This window comes from Lachnoanaerobaculum sanguinis (assembly GCF_033242365.1).
Classification (GTDB): domain Bacteria; phylum Bacillota; class Clostridia; order Lachnospirales; family Lachnospiraceae; genus Lachnoanaerobaculum; species Lachnoanaerobaculum sanguinis.
In genome coordinates this window covers 138207-154584 of the sequence record NZ_BTHK01000002.1, presented here as the reverse complement: position 1 = coordinate 154584, position 16378 = coordinate 138207, and the positions used below count along the sequence as shown (strand labels likewise).

At 36.6% G+C, this 16378-nt stretch carries 18 protein-coding genes; 3 read left to right on the top strand and 15 right to left on the bottom strand.

Features of this window, described 5'->3' with window-relative positions:
* Positions 1–6: 6 nt before the first annotated feature.
* The 11 genes from SBH76_RS02015 to ruvA form a co-directional block, all read right to left on the bottom strand.
* Positions 7–888, bottom strand: coding sequence for a branched-chain amino acid ABC transporter permease (locus tag SBH76_RS02015; RefSeq protein WP_317976604.1), 882 nt, complete (start codon positions 886–888; stop codon positions 7–9).
* Between the two features lie 120 nt (positions 889–1008).
* Complete coding sequence (locus SBH76_RS02010) at positions 1009–2190, bottom strand: ABC transporter substrate-binding protein (RefSeq protein ID WP_317976603.1); 1182 nt, start codon at positions 2188–2190, stop codon at positions 1009–1011.
* Positions 2191–2388: 198 nt separating this feature from the next.
* Positions 2389–3780, bottom strand: a complete 1392-nt coding sequence (gene gltA / locus SBH76_RS02005) for an NADPH-dependent glutamate synthase (protein WP_007592674.1) — start codon at positions 3778–3780, stop codon at positions 2389–2391.
* On the bottom strand, positions 3780–4673 hold the full coding sequence (locus SBH76_RS02000; RefSeq protein WP_007592676.1) for a sulfide/dihydroorotate dehydrogenase-like FAD/NAD-binding protein: 894 nt from the start codon (positions 4671–4673) through the stop codon (positions 3780–3782). The genes gltA and SBH76_RS02000 overlap by 1 nt, the downstream gene beginning before the upstream one ends.
* A 139-nt stretch (positions 4674–4812) precedes the next feature.
* Positions 4813–5838, bottom strand: coding sequence for a sugar kinase (locus SBH76_RS01995; protein ID WP_317976602.1), 1026 nt, complete (start codon positions 5836–5838; stop codon positions 4813–4815).
* A 23-nt stretch (positions 5839–5861) separates the two neighbouring features.
* Positions 5862–6356, bottom strand: a complete 495-nt coding sequence (locus tag SBH76_RS01990) for a dihydrofolate reductase (RefSeq protein WP_317976601.1) — start codon at positions 6354–6356, stop codon at positions 5862–5864.
* A 1-nt stretch (position 6357) separates the two neighbouring features.
* Complete coding sequence (locus SBH76_RS01985) at positions 6358–6981, bottom strand: hypothetical protein (RefSeq protein WP_317976600.1); 624 nt, start codon at positions 6979–6981, stop codon at positions 6358–6360.
* The gene (locus SBH76_RS01980; protein ID WP_009664109.1) at positions 6968–7414 is read right to left on the bottom strand and encodes an NUDIX hydrolase; all 447 of its coding nucleotides are present in this window, start codon (positions 7412–7414) and stop codon (positions 6968–6970) included. Before SBH76_RS01980 ends, SBH76_RS01985 begins: the two co-directional genes overlap by 14 nt.
* A 68-nt stretch (positions 7415–7482) precedes the next feature.
* Entirely contained in the window at positions 7483–9732 is a 2250-nt protein-coding gene (locus tag SBH76_RS01975) for a U32 family peptidase (RefSeq protein ID WP_317976599.1), read from the bottom strand.
* A gap of 2 nt (positions 9733–9734) precedes the next feature.
* Entirely contained in the window at positions 9735–10733 is a 999-nt protein-coding gene (ruvB, locus tag SBH76_RS01970; protein WP_317976598.1) for a Holliday junction branch migration DNA helicase RuvB, read from the bottom strand.
* Between the two features lie 24 nt (positions 10734–10757).
* The gene (gene ruvA, locus SBH76_RS01965; RefSeq protein ID WP_317976597.1) at positions 10758–11348 is read right to left on the bottom strand and encodes a Holliday junction branch migration protein RuvA; all 591 of its coding nucleotides are present in this window, start codon (positions 11346–11348) and stop codon (positions 10758–10760) included.
* Positions 11349–11471: 123 nt separating this feature from the next.
* On the opposite strand from ruvA, the gene SBH76_RS01960 reads away from it, so the two are divergent.
* Positions 11472–12545, top strand: a complete 1074-nt coding sequence (locus SBH76_RS01960; protein WP_317976596.1) for a ribonuclease H-like domain-containing protein — start codon at positions 11472–11474, stop codon at positions 12543–12545.
* A 143-nt stretch (positions 12546–12688) separates the two neighbouring features.
* On the opposite strand, the gene SBH76_RS01955 is transcribed toward SBH76_RS01960, so the two are convergent.
* Positions 12689–13237 carry a DUF5662 family protein gene (locus SBH76_RS01955; RefSeq protein ID WP_317976595.1) on the bottom strand — a complete coding sequence of 183 codons (549 nt, stop codon included), beginning with the start codon at positions 13235–13237 and terminating at the stop codon, positions 12689–12691.
* A gap of 228 nt (positions 13238–13465) precedes the next feature.
* On the opposite strand from SBH76_RS01955, the gene SBH76_RS01950 reads away from it, so the two are divergent.
* Complete coding sequence (locus SBH76_RS01950; RefSeq protein WP_007592698.1) at positions 13466–13669, top strand: cold-shock protein; 204 nt, start codon at positions 13466–13468, stop codon at positions 13667–13669.
* Between the two features lie 71 nt (positions 13670–13740).
* Here SBH76_RS01950 and hslO read toward each other — a convergent pair whose 3' ends face one another.
* The 3 genes from hslO to SBH76_RS01935 are packed head-to-tail and all read right to left on the bottom strand — an operon-like array spanning position 13741 to position 15939.
* Positions 13741–14625, bottom strand: a complete 885-nt coding sequence (gene hslO / locus SBH76_RS01945) for an Hsp33 family molecular chaperone HslO (protein ID WP_317976594.1) — start codon at positions 14623–14625, stop codon at positions 13741–13743.
* Positions 14626–15378, bottom strand: a complete 753-nt coding sequence (locus SBH76_RS01940; RefSeq protein WP_317976593.1) for a class I SAM-dependent DNA methyltransferase — start codon at positions 15376–15378, stop codon at positions 14626–14628.
* A gap of 57 nt (positions 15379–15435) precedes the next feature.
* The gene (locus SBH76_RS01935; RefSeq protein ID WP_317976592.1) at positions 15436–15939 is read right to left on the bottom strand and encodes an SEC-C metal-binding domain-containing protein; all 504 of its coding nucleotides are present in this window, start codon (positions 15937–15939) and stop codon (positions 15436–15438) included.
* Positions 15940–16183: 244 nt separating this feature from the next.
* Here SBH76_RS01935 and fdxA point away from each other — a divergent pair, with 244 nt between their 5' ends.
* Positions 16184–16351, top strand: coding sequence for a 4Fe-4S ferredoxin (gene fdxA / locus SBH76_RS01930; protein ID WP_007592708.1), 168 nt, complete (start codon positions 16184–16186; stop codon positions 16349–16351).
* Positions 16352–16378: the final 27 nt, after the last annotated feature.

Sequence of the window (16378 nt, the reverse complement as noted above, 5' to 3'; positions counted from 1 at the left end):
CCACACCTATACCTTTACAATCTTCTTCTTGCCCAAAAGTCCTGAAGGTCTGAACAATAAAACGACAATCAAAACTCCGAAAACAATAGCATCTGCAAGCTCTGTTGAAATATATGCCTTGGACACACTTTCAATAAGTCCCAGAAGTATTCCACCAAGCATAGCTCCCGGTATACTTCCGATTCCTCCAAGAACTGCAGCCACAAACGCCTTGATACCCGGCAACGCTCCAAGTGTAGGCTTCATAGACTGGTACTGACTTATATACAAAATACCCGCTACAGCCGCAAGTGCCGAACCTATTGCGAAAGTCATCGATATAGTACTGTTTACATTAATACCCATAAGTTCCGCCGCTCCCTTATCCTCCGAAACGGCTCTCATTGCAGAACCCAGCTTAGTCTTGTTTATAAACAATGTAAGTAAAATCATTGCAACAGCGGTCACTACCAATGTAACCAAAGTAATACTTGAAATTATAACCGGTCCTACCTTTATATTTTCGTTCGGAATTACAGACTGAAAAGGTATCGGTGTTGAACCGAACATCAATAAAGAACTGCTCTGTAAAAAGAAGCTCATACCTATTGCAGTGATAAGTACTGCCAAAGGCTGTGCTTTTCTAAGCGGCTTATACGCAATCTTTTCAATCAAAACGCCCAAAACGGAACATACAATAACAGTTAATAAAAGTGCTACCGGAACAGGTAAACCCAATACCGATATACTAAAATAAAGAGCATATGCTCCTACCATTATTATATCTCCATGAGCAAAATTTATCATTTTAGCTATACCGTATACCATTGTATAACCTATAGCTATCAATGCATAAATGCTTCCTGTCCTCAATCCGTTTATTAACTGTTCAATAAAGTTAATTAACATTTTTTTACCCCTCTTTACCTAAACTACGGAAAACTCCTACCTTACGTTAGAAGCTTTCCGAGGTCTATGTCAGAAAAAGAGGATGGGACAATAATCCCGTCCTCTTTAAAATTTCATAGATTAATCAAAAAGCTTATACTCTCCGTTTGTAATAGTAACAAACTTAGGCTCCTTGTTCGGCTCACCGTCGGCATTGAATGATACTTTACCTGTGATACCGTTTACCTCTATCTCGGTCATAGCCTTGATAAGGTCATTGCTCTCAATGCTTCCTGCCTTCTCCATAGCCGCCTTGATTACATAAACAGTATCATATCCGTCAGCCGCAAACTGGTCAGGTGTTGCCTTATATGCAGTCTCATACGCCTTTGTGAAATCTGCTGCAGAAGGATCTGAAGCCAAGAAAGGACTTAAGAATACCGCACCTTCAACAGCGCTTGGATCTGTAACCTGTCCTAAAACTCCGTCCCAACCGTCAGAACCTACAAATGCCGCATCGATACCCTGCTGCTTTGCCTGCTGTACAATATATGCTGCAGCTTCATAATATCCCGGTACAAATATAAGCTTAGCTCCTGAAGCCTTGATCTGTGTCAACTGAGTTGTAAAGTCTACATCATCATTTGTGAATGACTGCTCATTTACAAGTAAATCGGACTTTCCGGCTGTGTTAAGCTCCTCTTTGAAAGCCTCATATACTCCTGTTGAATACTCGTCGGAGTTGTTGTAAAGAACAGCAACACTCTCATATCCCTGATCTACAACGAAATCTGCAATCATCTTTCCCTGAAGGGGATCTGTAAAGCAAAGTCTGAAAACATTTGGATTCTCAGTGATTGCCTTAGCTGAGCCTGAAGGTGTAATCTGTAAAATATTATCCTTTGCTGTTAAATCTGTAAGTGCAAGTGATGAACCGCTTGTTACAGCACCCATAAATACATTGATTCCGCTGTCCATAAGATTGTTATATGCGTTAACAGCCTTATCTTCTTTAGCTTCATCATCCTGGAAGTTAAGTGCAAGCTTATATGTCTTGTCTCCAACCTTTACTCCGCCTGCCGCATTGATCTCGTCAATAGCTATAGTAGCACCGTTCTTTACCGAGTTACCGTAAGATGCAGCACTACCTGTAAGCGGTCCTGTAGTTCCTATTGTAAATACGTCACCGTCAACTTTTGCAGCAGCTTCAGTCTCAGCCTTAGATCCTGAATCTGCAGCTTTATCTGAACCTGCGTTTCCACAAGCTGTCAATGCCAATCCGAATGTCAATGCCATTGCTGACAATAATACTCTTTTCTTCATAATGCCTCCATAAATTAAATTTTATAAAACTCACCTCATTATATTTATTTCATATAATTCTGTCAATAAACACATTTGAAATGCATATATATTTTTTTCATGGCAGGTATAACAAATAGATATAACAAAGCCTTTATAACCGTTATTATTTACTAAATACGACTATAAAGGCTTCAATTAATTTATATTATTTTATATTTATTTTTCTGAGAGATACTCATGTATTCCTCTTGCTCCGGCTCTTCCGGCCTCCATAGCAAGAATAACCGTAGCGGCACCTGTTACGGCATCACCACCTGCGAAAACTCCCTTTCTTGAAGTTTGTCCTGTCTTTTCATCGGCTTCAATACATTTCCACTTATTGATATCAAGACCTTCTGTAGTTCTTGCGATAAGAGGATTAGGTGAAGTACCGAGTGACATGATAACCGTATCACAGTCGATAACGAACTCACTTCCCTTTACCTCTACAGGTCTTCTTCTACCGCTGGCATCAGGCTCTCCAAGTTCCATTCTGATAACTTTCATGCCCTTTACCCAACCCTTTTCATCTTCAAGGATCTCAACAGGGTTTGTCAAAATATCAAATATGATACCTTCCTGCTTTGCATGATGAACTTCTTCAGCTCTTGCAGGTAATTCGGCTTCACTTCTTCTATATATAACATGTACTTCGGCTCCAAGTCTTAGGGCGGTTCTTGCGGCATCCATAGCCACGTTTCCACCACCTACAATACATACCTTTTTACTCTTAATAATAGGTGTGTGATAGTCGTCTCTGAAGGCCTTCATAAGGTTATTTCTTGTAAGATACTCGTTAGCCGAGAATACTCCGTTTGCGTTCTCACCCGGAATACCCATAAACATAGGAAGACCTGCACCTGAACCGATAAATACGGCATCAAAACCCTCTTCTTCCAAAAGTTCATCTATTGTAACGGTTTTTCCGATGATGACGTCCGTCTCAATCTTTACTCCGAGGTCAATAACGTTTTGAATCTCAGGTAAAACAACTTCATCCTTAGGCAATCTAAACTCAGGAATTCCGTAAATCAAAACTCCGCCCGGCTCATGCAATGCTTCAAATATGGTAACTTCATATCCGAGTTTTGCAAGATCTCCTGCACAGCTGAGTCCTGCAGGACCTGAACCGATTACGGCAACCCTTTTACCGTTCTTATTCGGATTTGCCTTCGGCTTAATACCCATTTTTCTTGCAGTATCGGCTACATATCTCTCAAGCTTACCTATTGAAACAGCCTCACCTCTGTTTCCTCTGATACATACACCCTCACACTGTGTCTCCTGCGGACAAACTCTTCCACATACGGCAGGAAGTGAACTTGACTGTGCGATAACATCTGACGCACCTTCAATATCACCCTTTAATATTTCCTGTATAAAAGCAGGAATATTTATAGATACAGGACAACCCTGTATACATTTTGCATTCTTACAGTTGAAACATCTTGCAGCCTCAGCCATTGCCTCTTCCTCAGTATATCCGAGGCATACTTCTTCAAAGTTTTTAGCTCTTACTTCAGGCTCCTGCTCAGCAACAGCAACTTTCTTCCACATATCCTGTGCCATTATTTGTCACCTCCACATACGCCACATCCGCCATGATGTGTTTCGCCTTCTACAATCTTCAAAAGTTCTTTACCTTCTTCCGTCTTATAGATCTGTAATCTTTGAAGTGCTTCGTTGAAATTAATCTTATGTGCATCAAACTCAGGTCCGTCTACACATGCAAACTTAATTTCATCACCTACAGACAGTCTGCAGGCACCACACATACCGGTACCGTCTACCATGATTGTATTCATACTTGCGATAGTAGGTATACCGAGCTCTTTTGTAAGAAGTGATACAAATTTCATCATTATCATAGGACCGATAACTACACAGTGGTCATACTTCTTGCCTTCATTTTCAACAAGATCTTTTACCTTATCTGTTACAAGTCCCTTAAATCCGTAAGAACCGTCATCTGTACATACATATAAATTATCCGATACCGACTTAAGCTCGTCCTCAAGAATTACAAAGTCTTTGCTCTTTGCACCTTGAACAACATCAGCCTTAATGCCTCTTTCAAACAGCCATTTAACCTGTGGATATACAGGAGCTGTACCAAGTCCGCCGGCAACAAAAAGAATCTTCTTCTTTTTTAATTCCTCTATGTCTTCACCTATAAGATCACTTGCATTTCCAAGCGGTCCTACAAAGTCCATAAACTCATCACCTTCGTTGAGCTCATCTGCAATCAGTCTGGTTGAGCCGCCAATAACCTGAATAACTATAGTAACAGTTCCCGCTTCGCGGTCATAGTCACAGATTGTAAGCGGAATTCTCTCACCCTGCTTATCCTGCTTTACTATAACAAACTCTCCCGGAAGACATTTTGCTGCTACTCTCTTAGCCAAAACATCGAATAAATAAATGTTTTCAGCTAATTTTCTTTTCTTCACAATAGGAAACATATTGCTTATCCCTCCAAATAGATAAAATCTCAAACTTAATATTAACACAAAAAAATAAAAAAAACAAACTAAATAAAAGCAATATATAAGAACAGTTCGTTATTTTTTTCGCTAATTTAACCTTAAATGTTATTTTTTGCTACCTGTTCATTTCAGACTTATAGCCGTCAGTCATATTATGATCCGCAATTATATTGTCGATATCATTCAGATTTGAAGAAGGCACATCGCCCGGTATAGTGTTTTTTACGGCAGAATATGCATTGCCGTAAGCCAACGCTTTTTCACAGTCAAGTCTGTAATGCAAAAGACCGTACAATGTTCCTGCAATATATGCATCTCCACTTCCTATTCTGTCTACAACATCAATCGCCTTATAAGGTTTTTCCGTATAATACTTATCCTGATAAGCATTGTATATTACGGAACCGAAATCATGCACCTTCGGTGAATGAACCGTTCTTTGTGTAGATGCCACTATTGAGATAGGATACTCCTCGGTAAACGACTTCATAATTTCTCTTACATCTCCGGTCTTTCCGAAAGTAAGTCTGGCCGTATCCTCGGAGCAAAAGAATATATCCACAAAGGGCAATATTTTTTCTATAGTCTCTCTTGCCTCTTCACCCGACCAAAGATTGGCTCTGAAATTCACATCAAATGATATAATCGATCCGTTCTCTTTAAATTTCTTTATCATTTCTATTGCGGTTTCTCTTGATTTTTCACAAAGGGCCAATGTTATGCCGGTTGTATGAAAACATGTGGTAGACTTATACATATCTTCAGGAAACTCGTTTACGCTTATAGTTTCAAAGCAGGAATTTTTTCTGTCATATATTACATTAGGCTTTCTTGGATATGCTCCGTTTTCGTAGAAATATATCCCAACTCTGGCATCTTTGTTTGAATCATATATTATATAATCGTCACTGATTCCATAAGATCTGACAGTATTCTTTATATATTGACCCATTTCATGTGAAGGAAGCTTTGTTATAACACCGGTTTTTAAACCCAGAAGCGATGCACCTACAGCAACATTTAACTCCGCACCTCCTACCTGCCTGATAAGAGTATCTCCTCTTACCAATCTGTCATCTCTTACAGGTGAAAGTCTTAGAAGCGCCTGTCCCAAAGTCAATAAATCAAATTTCTTATCCATTTCTTTGCCTTTCAAAAAATTATCTAAACTCTTTTATACATTCTGAATGTATAAGGTATATCAAAATAAGTTTCTTCCTCTGTTTCAAGGACAAGATTCCATTCTTTATCCAGATCCAAATTCAAAAAATGTCTGTCCGCCGCATACTCATAGTCAATATATGTAACATGAGCAACATTGCAATAGGGCAAGAAATTCCTGTAAACACTTTCTCCCCCTATAACAAAAACATCTTCATCATTTATATTATTTTCTCTGAGGTACTCCAAACACGACTCCAAACTGTTTACTACTTTTGCACCTTTTATTTTTAAGTTTTTATCCTTTGATAAAACTATATTTTCTCTTCCCGCAAGCGGCTGAGAACCGGGAAGTGACAATAATGTATTATGTCCCATTATTATCACCTTTCCGATAGTCTCCTCCCTGAAAAGTTTCATATCTTTGGGAATCGAAACCAAGAGTTTCCCTTTATTTCCGATTCCCCATTTTTTATCTACCGAAACAATTATATTCATTCTATTCCTCAGCTATAATCAGTTCCTTTGCATAAGGCAATGTCTCTATCCATTCACAAAAACTTCTCCACTCATCAAGTTTATGATGCTTTCTTGATTTATAAATATTAATGAGTATCTCATAATTTAATGTGCAGGTTCTCATTTGATTGTAGCTTGAAGGTAAAAGCTGTATAAGGTCATACCAAAGTGCCTTATCCTTAGTTTCCACATATTCAAGTCTGATTTTTTCCATTTCATCTACAAGAGCTCTTAAAACTCTCAGACCGTTCTCAGTCAGATGATCATGTGAAAAATCATCCATCTCAAAAGGCTTTGAATGAATCTTGTGCATTGTGGATGTGGAATTTGCAACTGTGGCAACCTTATATGTATCGTACTCTTTCCACCAATACATAGGTGCGGTTATATCAACGGAAAGCATTACCTGTCTTAAATACTTTCTGTGATCGCTTGTTCCGGCATTTCTGAGCCTTTTTGCAAGCGATAAATCATTCTCTCCTAAAATATATTGACCGTTTTCATCATAATAACTGTCAGATCTCGCCCATGAATTCATCGGATTTCTTGCGCCTCTTATGGCATTTTCCAAATTCATAACATAAACTCTGTTAAAATCTATCATCCCATCTCCCTTTCCTTTTTAATTCCATATACATATTATAGCCTCTTTCAAGCATCATTCTTTCATTTGAAAATTTCAAAAGATGAAAAGATTCATGGTATTTATAATACCCCGAATCCACAAAATATTCTTCTCTTTGCGGTCTTGAAAAATAGCTGTCGGTCTTCATCAAAAACCAATGTACTCTCTTATCAATAATCTCCGTACTTGTGTTAAATGTATAATGGCTGGTTCCTATAAATTGTACTATTTTAGCCTTTGCTCCGGTTTCTTCGTAAACCTCCCTCAGTGCAGTCTTCTCAAATGTTTCACCCGGTTCCACAGTTCCTTTCGGTAAAACCCATCCCTCATATTTATTTTTATAATTTTTAAACAAGGTCAATATCTTTCCGTGATATATAACTACACCACCGCAGCTGGTTGCTTCTATCATTCCACACCTCCACTTTAGTGATAACTAAAAGAAGTATAAACTAATGCCGCTCTATAGTAAAGAACATATCACTCAATGCCTCTTTTTAGATGTCCTCTTGTAAAATCTGAAACATTTTCAACATCAATTCCCTTAATAAAATAATCGAAATATTTTCTTATAACAGCCTTTGTCTCTCTCTCACTCTCTGTGGTAAACCAGAGTCTTAAAGTCCCCGGTGCGATTTTTTTTATATCTTTTTCCATTCCTATAACTGAAAGCGGCTTTGAATTAAGTATTGTGTTATAACAAAAATCGCAATGTGTTTTTACCTGCATATCACTGTTTTTTCTATCCTTTAATACAAGTACTTCCTTCTTATGATCGCATCCCTTTGTTGTTTTCTTTAAACATTGCGCCGAAACCATCATAGGTATCTTACCGTAAGCCACCATTTCATTTCCCGGATTTCCAAGTTGCTTCATCTCATTCAGATTAAGCTCCAAAGGATATGTAAGTCTCTTTACATTAAACTTTTCATTATAAAAATCTATAGTTCTTTTATTGTAAGCATAAATATTATAATCAAGTATAATGCTTGCCGAAGCGTCTATATTATCATTTATATAAAATATCTCTTCCAGACTTCTGACTATAAAATTATCAAATTTAAAATCTCTTATAGTATTTAAATACTTGTCGAAAAACTTCTTTGCCTCATCTCTGAAAATATGCGGCATATATAAATTACAGGTGCTTGAATAAGACTTTAATGTATTTATTTTTCCGGTGATTCCTTCATATCCAAGCAGTTCACTCTCTAAACTTATCTCATCAAATACAATACCTTCCTCCCTTGCAAATTGAATTGCACCGTCTATCTGGTCCATACTCTCGCAAAGAATATTGAGTTTTACTCTCTCGGATTCTTTTTTCTCACCACTTATAATCGGATGTATAAATCCTTCGTATTCCTTTATATCCGAATCATCTCTTGTATACCTTGTTAAAATTTTCTCTTCAAGCTTATCCAAGGCCTCTCTTCTTATCTCGTTTAAAGCCTTTAAAGGGATAAACAGATTATCATCCAGCTCTATACTTAAATTCTCAAAGTAAAACCTGCTGTTACCCGTCTTTTTTAGTTGCTTGTCCACATCTTCAAAAGAAACAGCTTTGTTCTTTGCAGGCTGAGGTATATCACCGATACTTTCTACAGCTAAAAACTTGTCAGATTCTTTATCTCTGCCATAGACCTCTTTTAAATTATTTATACTTACATCAAATGTTATAGGAGTATTTTCTTTTAATCTGATTGAGCCTGAAACGGAGAGTTGCTTTTTACCTTCAACAAAAGTCTTATCAAGATAATCAAAGTACTCTGAGTTCACCTGCTTGTTAACAGGCTTTTCATGCAGAGCAATCATATCCTTACCGTTATGCTCCTTATAATAACCGTCGGTCTGTCCGCCTCTGTCAAAGAGGTCAAGCAAAAGCCTTCTGTCCGACTTCTCAACCTTATATCCGGCTCTTCCTTTTTCATTATACAGATCCAAATACTTTCTCCATATACTTACCACACCTGCAGTATATCTTGGTGCTTTCATTCTTCCTTCGATTTTCAAAGAATCTATTCCCGCCTCAATAAGATCCGGCAAAATATCCAAACTGCAAAGGTCCTTACAACTTAAAAGATTTCTTTCATCGGATTTATTAAGTTTTTTATCACCTTCATACACATCATAAGGCAGTCTGCAGGTTTGAGCACATCTTCCTCGGTTTCCGCTTCTTCCGCCTATCATTGAACTCATAAGGCATTGCCCCGAATACGAGTAGCAAAGCGCTCCATGTACAAAGCACTCTATTTCAATATCGCTCTTTTTATCTATGTCTCTTATCTCTTCCAAAGATATCTCTCTGGCAGGAACTATTCTGCTTGCCCCCTGATTTTTTAAGAATATGGCTCCGTAGCTTCCCGTTATAGTCATCTGAGTACTGGCATGTACCGAAAGTTTCGGAAAATGCTTCCTTATAAATTCAAACACACCGAGATCCTGTACTATAACCGCATCAACACCTGCATTATAGTAAGTCTTTATATAATCAAAAAGCTCTCCAATCTCACTTTCCTTTAAAAGAGTGTTTACAGTCATATAGACATTTACTCCGAAAGTATGAGCGTATTCAATACCCTTTATTAAAATATCCTCTTCCGGATTATCGGCATATGCTCTGGCTGAAAACTTTTTTCCTCCTATATATACCGCATCCGCTCCTGCATTGACCGCCGCCACAAGACTCTCATACGAGCCGGCAGGAGCCAAAAGCTCTACATTATTCATTCTTAACCTTTCATTTCAATACCGAGATGGATATATGCATTCTCCGTAGCAACTCTTCCTCCCGGCGTTCTGTTTATAAGCCCGTTCATCAAAAGATATGGCTCATATACATCTTCCAAAGTACCTGCATCCTCACCCAATGCCGCACTCAAAGTATTAAGTCCCACCGGACCTCCTCCAAACTTTTCTATAATAGTGAGTAAAATCATTCTGTCATTGTTGTCAAGCCCAAGCTTGTCAACATCAAGTATATCCAGTGCATAATCCGCAACCTTTTTATCTATCACACCGTTATACTTTACCTGTGCAAAATCTCTGACACGCTTTAAAAGCCTGTTTGCAAGTCTTGGAGTGCCTCTACTTCTTCTTGCAATTTCCACAGCTCCGCTCTCATCTATTTCCACTCCCAAAACCATGGATGAGCGCATTACAATCTCTTTTAATTCATCTGTAGTATAAAATTCAAGCTTTTGCACCACACCGAATCTGTCTCTGAGCGGTGCTGTAAGCAGTCCCGCTCTTGTAGTTGCACCTACCAAAGTAAACTTCGGCAAATCAAGTCTTATACTTCTTGCACCGGCTTCCTTACCTATTACAATATCTATTGCAAAATCTTCCATTGCAGGATAAAGCACCTCTTCCACCTGACGATTCAGCCTGTGTATCTCGTCCACAAAGAGTACATCACCCTCATTTAAATTATTTAAAATAGCGGCCATATCTCCCGGCTTTTCAATTGCAGGTCCTGAGGTAACCTTTAAGTTTGTACCCATCTCATTTGCAATGATATTACAAAGTGTAGTCTTTCCAAGTCCCGGAGGGCCGTAGAAAAGCACATGGTCAAGACTTTCTTTTCTAAGCTTTGCAGCATCTATATAAATTTTAAGGTTTTTTCTTATTTTATCCTGACCTATATATTCATTTAAAAATTGAGGTCTCAGACTTTTTTCTATCTGCTTATCTTCTTTTGTTATTTCAGTTGAAATTATTCTTCTTTCCATTTATATGCCCACTATATCTTATTCTTAGAATATCGCCATCTTTTTTAACGCAATTTTCAGTATATCCTCTGTAGTATCGGATTCATTTATATCAATGCTTCTTAACACCTTATAAGCTTCACTGCTTGAATATCCCAAAGAAACCAAAGCTTCCACAACTTCACTTTGCACTCCGCCGTTTACAGGCTTTTCATTCTCTATGGATGTGATACTTTCAAGATCAACCTTCTCTTTTAAATCAAGGATTATTCTCTTTGCAATCTTAGGTCCTATACCTTGAGCCGTACTTATCGCCTTGTGATCATCGGAAACTATAGCCATCTTCAAGTCAAATGTACTTAAAGTCGACATTATACTGAGCGCAGCCTTCGGACCTACACCGCTTATTCCTATAAGTTTTTTAAACATACTAAGGTCCGCTCTGTCTAAAAATCCGTATAATGTATGTGCATCCTCTGAAATCTTCAAATATGTATGTATAACAATATCTTTTCCCTTTGATATATTTTCCAGATCTCTACCGCAAACAAATACTTCATAGCCCAAACCGGCACATTCCACTATTATATTGTCAATATTTTTCTCTACAACAATTCCTTTTATATATGCAATCATATCTCTTCCCAATATTTTAATCTCAAGACTATAATATCATATAGCAAGATTACAAATCAAACAAAATCGAACACACTTTCGCAAATTATTGATTAAAACATGCGAGGATATTATAATACAGGTATGAAAGAAATAACAAAGATTTTTAAAAACAATATAAAATATGATTTATCAAAAATAGGAAATCCGGAAAAAGTACTTTTTTTTGATATAGAAACCACAGGACTGAGTCCGAAAAATTCAAAACTTTATCTTATCGGCTGTATAAGTGTTGAAAAAGATAATTTAAACTTTAAGCAATGGTTTTCCGAAAATATGTCCGATGAAACGACTATGTTACAGTCATTTTATGAGTATGCCGCTAAATTCGATACTTTGATTCATTTTAACGGAGACGGCTTTGACCTTCCTTATATAAGAGAATGTGCCAAGCAATACTATCTTTTCAATCCGCTTGATGAGTATGTAAGCATCGATATTTACAAGAAGATAAGACATTTAAAGAAACCTCTCGGGCTTGAAAGAATGAATCAGAAATCATTGGAGGAATTTCTGGGGCTGCATCGAGAGGATATCTATACCGGAGGCGAACTTATAGAATTTTACTACAGATATACACAAAATAAAGATTCGGACATTTTACATGCCCTGCTATTGCATAACGAAGAAGATCTCTTGGGTATGTTAAAGGTTGTAGAAATGCTCTCTTACCCGGATTTTTTTAACTCAAACTTTACTGTCACATCAGGACATGTAAATAATGATACACTGTTTTTAAACTACATCTGCAATGAAACCCTACCGCATGATTTGAAACTCACCGACGATGTGTTATTATATATTTCAGGTAATAAAGCGGAAATAAGCATACCTATATTAAAAGATGAGTTAAAATTTTTCTTTGAAAATTACAAGGACTACTATTATCTGACAATTGAAGATTATGCCATACATAAAAGTATAGGAGAATTTGTAGACAAAGCGGTAAAGAAAAAAGCCACCAGACAAACCGCCTATATCAGACAGTCCGCTGATTATATATACTGCTTTAATATGTCGGATATTGATGAAACATTTAAAAAAGATTACAAATCAAAAGAAAAATATATAAATTTAGCGAAACTCGATTTTGATGACAAAGAGTTTTTCGGTAAATACTTGGTCGAAATATTCAAACATTTTAAACTATTAAAATAATAATTAGATTATTCAGAAAATAGATACAAAAAATACTAAAATAGGTTGTAAATTTATAAAGTCCTTATAAATTCTGATTATAAGGACTTTATGTATTAACTCAATATATATTTTCAATTTTTTATATAATTTATAATATAAAATCAATATACATACGGATGTTTTAAAAGCCATCTCATATATGCCAAAGCCCTCTTTTCACCCTCGTTCTTATTCATAAGCAGGATTTTTTCAAGCAAGGCTCTTGTATCCTTATGTAAATCAATATAATCTTTTCTCTTGCTGTAATAATCCCATGGAACATCTGTTGTATAGCTGTCTCCGGAATAGACCTTTGAAGCCGCAATTCTGTCACAACACATCTCAAGCACGTATTTTAAAGGCATTTTCATACCCATAAGCCCGTCTTTTTCGTCAGGACCATAGTCAATCCAGTACTCAAAATGATGTTTATTTCTTCCCTTATGATGTAGCCATGAGCTTGAATATCCCTTTTCAAGCTTCTCTATGGCATTCGGACTCCTGTCTCCTTGATAGTATTTTATACCTATTAGGAACTCTTCAGGCGAATATTTGCTTAAATCGTGTAGGAATCCCTGCTTAATTAGACCAATTTTAAAACAAAGGTCCATTACAGTAAGCTTATGTTTATTTATTGTCTTTAAATGATTAAATACACTGTTATTATGCATAATTATCTATCTCCTCTAATTAAATATTTGACAATATACACATTACGTGATACTATATGATTACAGATAAAAATTACCACTTGAATGCTTGATGATAGAAAGTTTTACTTTCATCTAAACAAAGAACGACTTTCAATTATCCCCCCAAAAAGGATTTTTGAGCCTGTAATCTTTCAAGCTATTTAACTTTTTTCTGTAGTTACACTTTTTTATTTGGAGGCATTATTTATGAACAGAGGTACAGTTAAGTGGTTTAATAACCAAAAAGGTTACGGTTTCATCTCAGATGAAGGCGGAAGTGATGTATTCGTACATTTTTCTGATTTAAACATGGAAGGATTTAAGACTCTTGATGAGGGAATCTCAGTTGAATATGATTTAACCGAGGGTGCTAAGGGACCACAGGCCGTAAACGTTACAGTAGTCAGATAATCATAGATATGTTTAAAGAGCTCTTTTAAGAGCTCTTTTTTTATATCATCTTCTCATCAAGATGCTGTAAACTACTTTGTTGTAGCTTTTTTCAGCATTTCCTCAAGCTCGTTCACATTAAAATCATATGCCTTATTGCAAAAATGACATTTCACTTCTATAGACTTACCATCATCTATCATTTCCTGCAACTCTTTTTTTCCGACACTTATAAGAGCCTTTTCTATCCTCTCCTTATCACAATTGCATTTAAAGCAAAGATCAAGGCTCTCGTTAAATTCAAGATCCATATCCCCCAAAATACTTTTAAGTATATCATTTGGAGACATGCCCTCACTCAGCATTGTGGTCACCGGTTTCAGATTATTGATTTTAGTTTCAAGCTTATCTATTATCTCATCAGGACAATGTGGCATAAGCTGTATAATAAATCCTCCTGCCGCATTTATTGTATTATCTTTATTTAACAATACTCCAAGTCCGACACTTGAAGGTGTCTGCTCACTTGTCGCATAGTAATATGTCAAATCTTCAGCTATTTCTCCGGATAAAAGCGCCACCTGACCTACATAAGGCTCCTTCATTCCGGTATCCATTATAACACTCATAAGTCCGACACCGATTGCCTCTGCAACATCAAGTTTGCCTTTTGCATTAGGAGGAATAATAACCGTAGGATTAAAAGGATATCCCTTTACTTCACCTTTATTGTTTGCTGTTGCAATCACTCCTCCGAGAGGGCCGTCGCCCTCAATTTTTAATGTAAGGAGATCTTTTTCTCCTTTCATCATACTTCCCATCATTGCCGCCGCGGTAAGCATTCTTCCCAATGCCGCAGTCGCCACAGGTGAAGTATTGTGATCGTTTTTGGCTTCCTCAACCAAATCTTTTGTATTTGCAGCAAAAGCTCTTATATATCCGTTTGCCGCAGTGGCTTTCACCATATAATCTTTCATTTACTTTCCCTTCTCTCTGGCTACAAAAAGTATTCTCTCAGTATTTTCGCTTACATCCCCATAGGTATCCGCATCCATATATCTTTCAAGCACCATATTACTTGAATCTATTGCAGATAATATTTCATCGAAAGTATAAGCTTTTTGTACATGTCTTTCTTCAAACTTTTTGTAATTATCACCTTCAAGCTTTATAAATAGATTCAAATCATATTCATTGATTCTTTTATCAATGTCGTATGTATTTTCCCATATAAAACTTGCCTGCTCTCTTACCTCAGCAAAAGTATTGTCTCCAAGTATATTTTGATATTTATATTCAGTATTCATATCAAAAATAAAAAGCCCGTCAGGATCTAAATAATTGTTCACCCAGGCAAATACTTCTTTAAGCTCAGATAATTCTCTTATATAATTCAAACTGTCACAACGAGATATTATTGCCCTTACAGTACCGTACAGCTCAAATTCTCTCATATCCTGACAAAGATATAATATATCATGGCCCGAAGCATATTTTTTCTCCATTGCCACATCAAGCATATCATACGAGTTGTCTATGCCTATCATATCATATCCTAAGTTTGCAAGCCTTTCGGTAATTGCTCCGGTACCGCATCCCAGATCACATATCAACCCGTCTTTTATATTCTCTTTATATAATATATCCTTTATCTGCTCCACCCACTTGTCATATGGAACATTGTCCATGAACAAATCATATACTTTTGCAAAATTTGTATATTGCTCCATTATTTTTCCTTAAAATTTTAGGTGACGTCAAACCGCCACCTAAAACAATACCTTTATTTAATTCTTACCGCAGCAGAATTTATACTTCTTTCCGCTTCCGCATGGACATGGATCGTTTCTGCCGACTTTCTTTTCTTTAACTACAGTACCGCTCTTTTTCTGAGCCTTGTAGAGTTCTTTTCTTTTTTCTTCATCCAAAAGGCTGTCCCACTCAGGTAAGTTATAAAGCCAGTCCGCCTTAGCCTCCACCATGTTATAATAGAGCTTCTCAAGGTCGATATCAAGAGCAATCTCTGTATCTTCCTTCATTTCTTCAATAGAATTAGGCTTATTAAGTGAATCATTTATACCGTCTAAAAAACCTGTAATTGTCTGTATATCTGTATCAAATTTTGTTGCCAATTCCGCTACGGTGCATCTGATAACATCTTTAGGGTTCTTTAAGATCTTCTCATAGATACCCTTTTCAACTATAAAGTAGTTTTTCCAAATCTCTTCTTTTTGCCTGTCATCTGTTGCATCGCCGTAAGCTTTATTTCTCCAATTTTCCAATAAGGTCATCGTAACTTCCCCTTTTTTCTTAAACTTGATTAAGTATTATATACTAAAACCTCTTTAAAAGCAAGATAGCAGGATTATAGAATATTCTGATTAATGCAAATCATTGTATAAATTGTATATTAAGTAAGGTCGTACTAACTTGTATTTTATTCAATACATGCAAATTTACTCTTGTTATTTTACATTAAATAGATTAGAATATCATCAAGTAAGAGAAACATATAAATTTTAGGAGGAAATTTCAATGGCATATACAATTACAGATAAGTGCGTTAGTTGCGGAACTTGCGAAGGTGAGTGTCCTGTAAGTGCAATTTCACAGGGAGATACTCAGTTCAACATCGACGCTGATGCTTGCATCGATTGCGGTACATGTGCTTCAGTTTGCCCTACAGATGCTATTATAGCTTAATTATTGCTTGCTCAAAGCGATAATACT

Bases quoted from the DNA above. Each gene is read 5' to 3' on its own strand.
- SBH76_RS02015 (WP_317976604.1), bottom strand. From the start codon at position 888: ATGTTAATTAACTTTATTGAACAGTTAATAAACGGATTGAGGACAGGA.
- SBH76_RS02010 (WP_317976603.1), bottom strand. From the start codon at position 2,190: ATGAAGAAAAGAGTATTATTGTCAGCAATGGCATTGACATTCGGATTG.
- gltA (WP_007592674.1), bottom strand. From the start codon at position 3,780: ATGGCACAGGATATGTGGAAGAAAGTTGCTGTTGCTGAGCAGGAGCCT.
- SBH76_RS02000 (WP_007592676.1), bottom strand. From the start codon at position 4,673: ATGTTTCCTATTGTGAAGAAAAGAAAATTAGCTGAAAACATTTATTTA.
- SBH76_RS01995 (WP_317976602.1), bottom strand. From the start codon at position 5,838: ATGGATAAGAAATTTGATTTATTGACTTTGGGACAGGCGCTTCTAAGA.
- SBH76_RS01990 (WP_317976601.1), bottom strand. From the start codon at position 6,356: ATGAATATAATTGTTTCGGTAGATAAAAAATGGGGAATCGGAAATAAA.
- SBH76_RS01985 (WP_317976600.1), bottom strand. From the start codon at position 6,981: ATGATAGATTTTAACAGAGTTTATGTTATGAATTTGGAAAATGCCATA.
- SBH76_RS01980 (WP_009664109.1), bottom strand. From the start codon at position 7,414: ATGATAGAAGCAACCAGCTGCGGTGGTGTAGTTATATATCACGGAAAG.
- SBH76_RS01975 (WP_317976599.1), bottom strand. From the start codon at position 9,732: ATGAATAATGTAGAGCTTTTGGCTCCTGCCGGCTCGTATGAGAGTCTT.
- ruvB (WP_317976598.1), bottom strand. From the start codon at position 10,733: ATGGAAAGAAGAATAATTTCAACTGAAATAACAAAAGAAGATAAGCAG.
- ruvA (WP_317976597.1), bottom strand. From the start codon at position 11,348: ATGATTGCATATATAAAAGGAATTGTTGTAGAGAAAAATATTGACAAT.
- SBH76_RS01960 (WP_317976596.1), top strand. From the start codon at position 11,472: ATGAAAGAAATAACAAAGATTTTTAAAAACAATATAAAATATGATTTA.
- SBH76_RS01955 (WP_317976595.1), bottom strand. From the start codon at position 13,237: ATGCATAATAACAGTGTATTTAATCATTTAAAGACAATAAATAAACAT.
- SBH76_RS01950 (WP_007592698.1), top strand. From the start codon at position 13,466: ATGAACAGAGGTACAGTTAAGTGGTTTAATAACCAAAAAGGTTACGGT.
- hslO (WP_317976594.1), bottom strand. From the start codon at position 14,625: ATGAAAGATTATATGGTGAAAGCCACTGCGGCAAACGGATATATAAGA.
- SBH76_RS01940 (WP_317976593.1), bottom strand. From the start codon at position 15,378: ATGGAGCAATATACAAATTTTGCAAAAGTATATGATTTGTTCATGGAC.
- SBH76_RS01935 (WP_317976592.1), bottom strand. From the start codon at position 15,939: ATGACCTTATTGGAAAATTGGAGAAATAAAGCTTACGGCGATGCAACA.
- fdxA (WP_007592708.1), top strand. From the start codon at position 16,184: ATGGCATATACAATTACAGATAAGTGCGTTAGTTGCGGAACTTGCGAA.